This window comes from Peptoanaerobacter stomatis, from assembly GCF_000238115.1.
In the GTDB taxonomy this organism is placed as follows: Bacteria; Bacillota; Clostridia; order Peptostreptococcales; family Filifactoraceae; genus Peptoanaerobacter; species Peptoanaerobacter stomatis.
The window spans coordinates 1-8,358 of the sequence record NZ_JH414577.1; the positions used below are offsets into that span (position 1 = coordinate 1).

6 protein-coding genes and 1 pseudogene are annotated in these 8,358 nt (G+C 35.2%); all 7 read right to left on the reverse strand.

Annotation, left to right across the window (positions count from 1 at the left end):
• Positions 1 to 4,826 (reverse strand): Eco57I restriction-modification methylase domain-containing protein (locus HMPREF9629_RS10900; protein WP_009526443.1); only part of this gene is annotated, 4,826 nt, incomplete at its 3' end.
• 133 nt (positions 4,827 to 4,959) lie between these two features.
• Complete coding sequence (locus HMPREF9629_RS10905) at positions 4,960 to 5,766, reverse strand: class I SAM-dependent methyltransferase (RefSeq protein ID WP_009526444.1); 807 nt, start codon at positions 5,764 to 5,766, stop codon at positions 4,960 to 4,962.
• A 64-nt stretch (positions 5,767 to 5,830) separates the two neighbouring features.
• A complete protein-coding gene (locus HMPREF9629_RS10910; protein ID WP_009526445.1) occupies positions 5,831 to 6,877 on the reverse strand; it encodes a PDDEXK nuclease domain-containing protein in 1,047 nt (348 codons plus the stop codon).
• 33 nt (positions 6,878 to 6,910) lie between these two features.
• Positions 6,911 to 7,096 (reverse strand): AbrB/MazE/SpoVT family DNA-binding domain-containing protein, encoded by a 186-nt coding sequence (locus HMPREF9629_RS10915; RefSeq protein WP_009526446.1) that lies wholly within the window; start codon positions 7,094 to 7,096, stop codon positions 6,911 to 6,913.
• 85 nt (positions 7,097 to 7,181) lie between these two features.
• Positions 7,182 to 7,523: pseudogene (locus HMPREF9629_RS10920) on the reverse strand (DNA topoisomerase); the annotation flags it as partial.
• Between the two features lie 22 nt (positions 7,524 to 7,545).
• Positions 7,546 to 7,725, reverse strand: coding sequence for a transposon-encoded TnpW family protein (locus HMPREF9629_RS10925; protein ID WP_009526448.1), 180 nt, complete (start codon positions 7,723 to 7,725; stop codon positions 7,546 to 7,548).
• Between the two features lie 262 nt (positions 7,726 to 7,987).
• A partial coding sequence (locus HMPREF9629_RS10930) for a type III toxin-antitoxin system ToxN/AbiQ family toxin (RefSeq protein ID WP_009526449.1) occupies positions 7,988 to 8,358 on the reverse strand: 371 nt, incomplete at its 5' end.

Consider the following 8,358-nt stretch of genomic DNA (forward strand, 5'->3'; position numbering starts at 1 on the left):
GCCTTTGTTATTGTTCTTTTTGAAAAAATATCTCCCTTAGCCTTAAAGTTTTCTTCTTCATCAAGAATTTCTATTGAGGAAACAAGCGGAAAGTTGCTATCTTCTTTTAAGGCTCTGGTATTAGAAAGATTATTGACATACCCATGTTTTTTAGAAAAACTGTCATAGACTTCATTTAACTTCTCCTGAGCTTTCTTTACTTCATCATCTGAAAAATCCTCTTTTTGCTTGTATATTACATCTTTTAAGGCTTCGTTCAGTTCAAGATAATCCTTAATCTTTTCCTTGTTTTTATCTGTTACTTCTTTCTTTACAAATAGAGAGTTTTCTCTGTAATACACCTCATCGTCAATAAGGGTGTAGGAGAAGTTCTTGACATCGTCTGTTGCGGGTATTGATGTTATTTCATCGTCAAGTAGCTCTATTTCTTCATGATTACCATCTTTAGAAATTTCTTCACTTGCTTTTGTGAGTAATTCCTTTAAGTCAGCGTTTTCTTTTGGAAAGCAAGCTATCGTATTTCCAAATCTTCCGGGTACTTCCTCCATGCTTCCAAGCACCATCTCAGGATGATCCACAAAATATTTATTGTAGATAAGACCATTTTCATCTTCAGATAGATGTATCCAGTCCTCATCCCTTTCTCTAATGCTGTCTCTTTTCTTTAGGAAAATAATATCTGAGGTAACTTCCGTTCCGGCAACTCCCTTAAAGGTATCATTTGGAAGTCTAATAGCTCCTAAAAACTCAGCTCTTGCTGCAAGGTAGCGTCGAACACTTTCGTCTTTTTTATCCATTGTGCCGCTTGATGTTATAAAAGCAACAACACCGCCATTTCTGACTTTATCAATGGATTTCGCAAAAAAGTAATCGTGGATAAGGAAATTATTTTTGTTATACTCCCTGTCATTTACCTTATACTCTCCGAATGGCACATTTCCAATCGCAGCATCGAAGAAGTTATTGGAAAAGCTCGTTTCTTCAAATCCTTTAATCTGTATATCACTTTCAGGGTATAAGAGTTTTCCTATGCGACCGCTTACCGAATCAAGCTCTACACCATAAAACTTTGACTTACTCATTTCATCAGGAAGATTTCCGATAAAATTTCCTACCCCCATACTTGGTTCTAAAATATTTCCACTCTTAAATCCCATATCAGAAAGCGTCCTATACACTCCATCAATAACGGTTTTCGGTGTGTAAAAGGCTGTTAAGGTTGACTCCCTTGCAGCTTCATATTCAATTGGTAATAGATTTTCCTTTAAGAAACTTCTTGCAACTTCCCATTGTCCCTCTTTACTTTCGTCAAACACATCAGCAAGTCCGCCCCATCCGACATACTTTGAAAGGACTTCCTGAGCGATACTATCAAGCTCTCTTTGTCCACTCTCTACACGATTAAGCATAGAGATTGCTTCAAGGTTATTGTTTAATCTCTCACTTGGAGATAACTTTTCAGGCAGCGTTTCTTCTATGATTTTGAAGTTATGAGCCTCAGTTTTCTTTATTTCTACTTCCTCAATAGTCTTTTCAAGTTTCGTATAGGTTAAATTTTCAAATATCATCTCAAGATCGCTTTCTAAACGATAGGGAATGACATCGGAGCCGGTTATCATGCCGCCAAGATATTCGGTATTATCCTTAACCGTTACCGTCTTTAAGTTGTTTCCCATATTGTCAAAGCGGGTAATGGTACAGTCCTTATCCTTGTATTTCACTTCATCGCCAACTAAAAAGCTCGGTCTTTCAAGACTTATTTTATTCAACAAGTCCTCACTATTATCAAATGCTACAATCGGTATTTGATGATTTCCACTTCTTACCGAATCAAGCCATAAATCATTTCTTCCTGTGATTTTGTTTTTAGAAATCTCCCTAACCCTGTATTCTTCATGGTCAAAATATACGGTATCACCTTGTTTCACTGCAAATTGATCTGCAAGGCTTTCCTCTTTTTCATTCAGCTCGATTTCCTCTCTTTGCTGAATATAGTCAAATAGGGTAGATTGAACAGGACTTTTTTCATCAGGTGAAGTTCCTTTGTTGTCGGTATCCTCTGTACTAACTCCTGACAACCTGCTCCTATCGTTGATAATACTCTCTGCTTCTTCTAATGAAATTCCCATTTCATCGCTAAGATAAAAGATGTCCTGTTCCTTTTGCTTATCTTTTGAGGAAAGCTGTCCGTTAAATACTCGGTCTATTTCTTCCTCGCTCATCTGTTTTACAAGCTCTGTGTCTTTAATCTCTCGAAAAGTCTTTGGAAAATCTTCTAAAATAAGTCTTTGTGCGTTTAGTTCCTTCAGCTCCTCAAGATTGAAATATCCCCATTCAGGGTCAATCCCAAGTACAAGTCCGAAAGCATCACCACTTTCCCTATCGTATTCTGTCATATACCAAGTCCAGTTGCTTCTAAAAGGAATGATATATGCTGCATGAACTTCCTTATCCGCTAAATAAATTTCTTCCTGTGCGTAAAGCTCCGGTACTCGTTTCAGCATTTCATTAGTCATCAAGTTTTCAGGAACATCTTTCGAGTAATAGCTTGGTTTTTGAACTTCTTCTTTCTTTTCCTCTATCGTCTTTTCTTCAAGGTAAAGGTTTTTAGAAAGCAGCTCGTCAATATGCTTTGCCACGCTTGACCAAGTAAGGAAAACATCTTTACAATCATTCTTTTCCAGTTTTATTCCTTTGGCATCGTGCCATTCTCCGCTGCCTGTCAAACCTGATACCGCATGGCTTCTTCCTCCTGTTCCGTATTCATCTTTTAAGAAGTCGGCTTTTTCCTGTAAAGTATGGTTCTCTTTGAAAAACTCGGTAATTCTCTCTTTTCCTCTATCTACTCCGCTTCCCCTTGAAAGGGTAGAAAGGACTTCATCTTCCGTAATAAAGGCTTTTACTTTTGGAAGTTCAGTCAGATTTGAAGTATATTCTTTTCTTGGCAGTTCAAGCTCCTGTAACTTCTGATAAAGACTGTCTACTTTGTGATAGTGAAACCTTAGTATATTTCTGTTTTCTTTGTATCCTTCTAAAAATCTGCCATATTCTTTGATTGTTTCTTTTAGGTAATGTGAATTGGTCAGTGCCTTCGATAATCGTTTTGTTTCATCCGGAAAGCCACCTCCCTTTTCGAGAACTTCAAAAAAGCCTTGTTCTTTTCCTTCCTCACTCAAATCGTGAATGAGATACCATAGGGATTCTGAAATTCTGTCTCTTTCATAATCCAAGGCTTCTGAAATCTCCACATTGGTAGCAAACTCTCCAGTTTCCAAAAGCTCATTTATTCTGCTTGCTGCATCACTCCAGCTCAAAATTTGCGTATTATCTTCTCTTGCAGATGTGCCGTAAGATAAGTGAATGCCTTTATCCGAATACCAGGAAGATACCTCTCTTTCATCAATGTAAAATCCGTCTCCACCCCTAAAGGTATTTTTAAGGTATTCTCCCAATTCTTCATTGCTTTTTCCTTTAGAAAACTCAGCAATAACAGGAAGCCTACCACCATCATGGTTTCCTCCGTTAATAAGGATAGTGTCTATCTCTTTCTGATTAAGAGGAATAGTAAGCTGTCCATAAGAATTTTTAGGCAAAGAAAAAGAAGCCTTATCAGCTTCTCTTAACTCTGCTTTAGTATTTTCTTTTAGATTTCCACGATTTCCTTTATGATCATCTCTTTTAAGGCTGAAATCATCGCCCCATACTGTGGATTGTTTTCGTCCTCTATCTTCCAAGTTGCCATCAGCTTCGGCTTCTCGGTTCTCATAAAGTCTATCGCTTGTTTCTGAATATCCATCAGGTGTCCTGTCAGCTTCTTCTCCTTGTATAGGTCTACTAACATCTCGAAGTGGCTCTGCTCCTCGCTCTGTGATAGATAATCCAGCCTCATCACTGCGTAAGTCGGATTCGGGTATTTCCTTATGAAGTCCTTCTGTTCCTCCAAGCTGTTTAGCGTATTCTCCCTGATTTTCTCTATTATCTCGTCCGTACTCTCCATTTCGGAGAACTCGCTCGTTTTCACTAATTCTTTCCTTATCATCTCGTCGAAGTACATTTTCTTCTACCTCCTCAATTTCTTCTCTAATCTTATTATATCCTGCTTCTTTACCTATTAAAACTTCTTTGTCAAGCTCTTTACTTTTCTGAATGGTCGCATCAATGATATTTCCGCTAATATCCGATACAGTTTCACCAAGACTCATGAGAGATATACTATCAAGTCTTTCAAAATTTTCTCTTAAAAGTTCACTATCCATAGCATAATCAAGCTGAAACCTTGAAGCTATGGCATAGCTTATTGAATCTCTCACAAACTTTGTAAAAGATATTCTATCCTCATCTGCTATTCTAAGCTCATTCATAAGGCTATCTATCTTTTCATCGCCGTAAATTCTGCTTAAAGAAAGGATATTTTCAAGGGTGCTTTCGCTTTCTTCATAGCCTTCACTTGCTATCATCTCCTTTAAGACCTCTTGATGAGATTCTTTATCAAATCGCCAAAGATTTACTTCATTGACATCCCTGTTTCTTGAAACTGTCTGACCTATATCAAAGATGTAGTCCACTCTCTTTTTTATGCCGGAATCTTCTAAGATCGGAATTCCTTTTTGTCCTCGCATAACGGTTCGATGAAAGCGTTCACGCCAATAGTCGAACTTGGCACAGGCTGTTGCTTCCGGATTTCTATTATAGATACTTAATTGACTTCTAAAGTCATATCGTTGATTGTTTCCGACAACCTTTAGGAGCTTTAAATATTCTGCTTCACTTTGCAAAATATCTTGCTTTACAAGCTCCAAAATATTATGAAAATCATTTATTCTCATTTTTACCTCCTTCTTTTTTACAAACAAAAAAGGTGTTAGATTTTACTCTAATCACCTCTAAATTCTGTGTATTGCAACTTACTGCTATTTAAATTAGTTTAATATGTTCCTGTTAAATATATAGAAAATTCTATCAGTTAAATCTTAAATGTACAACCAGTGTCCTGTTCCATCTATCTGCAAAATACATATATATTTTTGTACTTAACTTTAATCCATGACAATCTTTTAATGCCTTTTGGAAAAATCCATCTACTTCTAAAAGCTTAGTGTTCGTATACTTTGCAAATTCCTTTGGGCTATCTACACTAAAATACATTTGTGCATTTGTGTTTCCCGTTTTCTTCACATATTTGTTGGCAAGTTTTAACCCTTTAGAATTTGTAGCATCAAAGACTAATTCTCCATTAGGAATTTGAACTTTCATCTTTTTAATCATCTCTATAATTTTAGACTCATCAAAATACTGATAAACACCCGAAACAGAAATCAGTGTTGGAAGTGTTGTATCTATTTCTTTAATCCAATCAAGCCTGAACATATCACCTGAAATAAGATTTTCGTTATTGCCATTTCCAAGCACTCTTTTTCTAATTTCGATAACACTCGGCAAATCTACTTGATAAAAGTTGGCAATTTTATTTCCTATACGATGATAAGCAGTTTCTAAGCCTGCACCTAAAAACACTACATTTCCATCAGGATTATCTTTAAGAAAACTTATTATCTTTTCATCTATTGTCTTTTGTCTACAAACACTCGCCATATAAAAATATTCGTTGCTGTTTTTGTCTATGCTGTCTGTCGGTATATGTGACTCTAAAGATAAAGCCTTTTCATCATAGAAAAATTCAGGGAACTTTTTTGTTGCATATATTCTTCCTACAAGCGGGATATACAGGGTATCTTCCACACCATTTAGTATGCTTTCAACACTCATCATTTCACTCCTTTCTTCATCTTAATTGCCTGCAAATCAAAGCTTCTCCTATAGTATTCCTTTTTCATTTTTCCTCATTTGCTTCTACTTTTTCCTCTGCAATTTCAGTGTACTCTTTCAGCTTTTTCTGCAATAAATTTTTATCTATCAGTTTTAAGGTGTATTCCGATACCATTGTTGGTGAAAGACTTCTGCTAAGTGCAAATTCTACAACCTCATCATCTTTTGATGCACAAAGAATAACTCCGACACTTGGATTTTCCGTTTGTTTCTTAACTTCTCTATCTAATGCTTCCAAATAGAGATTCATCTTTCCTATATATTCAGGCTTAAATTCTCCAATTTTGAGTTCAAATGCAACTAAGCATGACAGTCCTCTATGATAAAATAACAGGTCGATGTAATAGTCATGATTTCCAACCTGTACCCTATACTCATTTCCTATAAAGGAAAAATCTTTTCCAATTTCTAAAACAAAGTTCTTCAAGTTCTCAAGTATTGATTTTTGAAAATCTCTTTCGTTACCACCCTTTGGTGCATCAAGGAACTCTAAAACATATTTGTCTAAAAACAAATTATGTGTTTCTTGTTTTGCTTTCTGAATTGCCGGCAACATATTGCCATTTGAAAGCATAAAGCGTTCATAGTAACCACTATCCATCTGTCTTTCCAACTCACGCTTTGAATATCTTTCTTTTACTGCCAATTCAATATAAAATATTCTCTCTTCTTGGCTTTTAGAAGCTGACATTATTTTCAAGTGATTAGTCCAACTCAATTGTGTCACCAGTGGTGACACTTTTTCATCATCTTTATATAACTCATAGAATTGCTTCATTCTGTAAAGTCCTCTACGATTAAATCCCTTCAGCTCAGGATAGTTAGTCGAAAAAAATTCTGCCACATTATCAACAAATCCGGAGCCATAAGATGCTTCTTCAGTTTTTTTACTAATATATTTTCCTATCTCTTGATACATTAAGATCAATTCTTCATTAACTTTTCTATATGCACGATCTTTTGCATTTTCTACAATCGTAACAATCTCTTCAAACGGATTGTTGTTTTTCTCTGCGTTAATATTTTGCAAAGAAGTCTTTTCTTTATCCATAAGTTCCTCCTATCGGCATCTGACATCTACAATTTATTTCCTACTCTGTATATTATCCTCGATGAAAGTCTTTGAATTAACAATTTGTATTTTCCCCTCATCTACTATAAAAGTTACATAATCTCCATTTTCAATTTCTAATATGTCTCTAATTTTCTTTGGAATGGTAACTTGTCCTTTTGCCATAACCTTCGCATTATCTATAAATACTTCCGCCATAAAGCACCTCCGCATTTCCTACTTTCCCTACAAAAAGATTATAGCATTTTTAAGTCATTTTTTCCACTCTGAAATTAGTTGTCTCTTACTTACTATATGTCAGGACAGCCTCTTTTATTTCTGTTTCAATCGCTTCTAAAAATTCTTCTTTTGAAGATTTACCGCTTGCAATATCCGATAATTCCATTTCCCACTTTGCAGTTGTTTCTGACGACTTAAATGTATCAGATACTATTGTTACAAGGCTGATTCCTTTATTGGTTGCAATTAGATTCTTTTTATCTCTTTCGATAAAGCCTTTGTAAATCAGGTTTTCAATAATGCCTGCCCTTGTTGCAGGAGTACCAAGACCTTTTCTTTCCACTTCTACACCTTTTTCCAAGGCTTCACTTCCTGCAATCTCCATAGCCTTAAGAAGAGTACCTTCTGATACATTTTGTCAAGGGTATTTAAGAAATTTCTTTATCTTTTTTATAACTCATATCTTCACATTCTTTCTGAATGAGCCTATTTATTTTATCTGTGATTGTTTCATCACTGGTTTCGCTGAAATGCACTGTGACTTTATAGTTTGTTTTTCCAATTTTTTTGCTAAATGTGTTTTCAGCTTTGTTTTCTTCATCTGTCATTTGCCTCCTCCTTTCATCTCAATAAAAAAAGCGATTAGATTTTTTACTTTTCTAATCGCTCTAACTGTTTTGTTGTATTAAGTGATGGAATGCGTTTTAAGACTTGCTTTTATCTTAGGCATACTCTGATGCCTCTTTTAGCTGCAACGCTCTAAAAACACCTCTCCGTTGTCTTGTATCATACTTATAAATACTTTCCCTCGCAAAAAAGAGAAGCAGAATATTATTCCACTTCCTTGATTATTCATAAGCAATTTATATTTTACTTCCAATCCAACATGGCTTTTTCTAACTCTGAAAAATTACAATTTGCTCTTCTGATAGTTCCTGTTTCCTTTTGCTTCTGATATAATTTTTCCACCTTTTTCAAAACCTTTGTTTTTACCTTAAGGCAAAAAGCATATTCTTTTTCAAATAAGTCTTTGTATCTGATGTCATCAAGCTCATCAAACTCAATTCTTTCATAACAACCATTCGGTACAGGTATCATTTTCTTAATATCCAATATAGATAATATGTGCATTTTTTCTTCATCAGAGTAATATTTGTATATATCTCCATTTATAGTAATGTTATTATCAATTACTTCATAAATCAAAAAATGCTCATCAGAAACATTCTTCCATCTTTTGT

Bases quoted from the DNA above. Each gene is read 5' to 3' on its own strand.
- HMPREF9629_RS10905 (WP_009526444.1), bottom strand. From the start codon at position 5,766: ATGAGTGTTGAAAGCATACTAAATGGTGTGGAAGATACCCTGTATATC.
- HMPREF9629_RS10910 (WP_009526445.1), bottom strand. From the start codon at position 6,877: ATGGATAAAGAAAAGACTTCTTTGCAAAATATTAACGCAGAGAAAAAC.
- HMPREF9629_RS10915 (WP_009526446.1), bottom strand. From the start codon at position 7,096: ATGGCGGAAGTATTTATAGATAATGCGAAGGTTATGGCAAAAGGACAA.
- HMPREF9629_RS10925 (WP_009526448.1), bottom strand. From the start codon at position 7,725: ATGACAGATGAAGAAAACAAAGCTGAAAACACATTTAGCAAAAAAATT.